Source organism: Streptomyces beijiangensis (assembly GCF_017315755.1).
GTDB classification, from domain to species: Bacteria; Actinomycetota; Actinomycetes; order Streptomycetales; family Streptomycetaceae; genus Streptomyces; species Streptomyces beijiangensis.
Map to the genome: position 1 here is coordinate 1 of NZ_JAFLRJ010001161.1, position 329 is coordinate 329.

Annotated in this window: 1 pseudogene; it reads left to right on the top strand. The window is 70.2% G+C overall.

The window, feature by feature from the left end:
- Positions 1 to 24: 24 nt before the first annotated feature.
- Positions 25 to 329, top strand: a pseudogene (locus tag J0695_RS40990) (hypothetical protein); the annotation flags it as partial.

Below are 329 nucleotides of genomic sequence, written 5' to 3' on the forward strand. Positions count from 1 at the left end.
TACTACGACGAGACCCTGCAGGAAGTGACACGCCGTGCGTGCACCAGCGGAAGCATCGGCAAAGCCGACATCGGAGCACTGCTGATGTGGAAACGGCTCAGGGCCGATACGCCCTGGGCCTCTGAACTCATGGCGCTCGCGGACGCTGACGTACGCCGCGCAACCGCCGCGGCCGCGACCGCCGCCCGGGACACCTCTCTCAGCCGCAGCTCGGCAGCGCAAGCCGGCCGAGCAGCCCTGGCCTCACTACCCGGTTTCCGCACCGGTGACGCCCTCGCCTCCGCCGTCCTCACAGCAGCCGCACCGGACCGCATGGCCGTCCACGACCG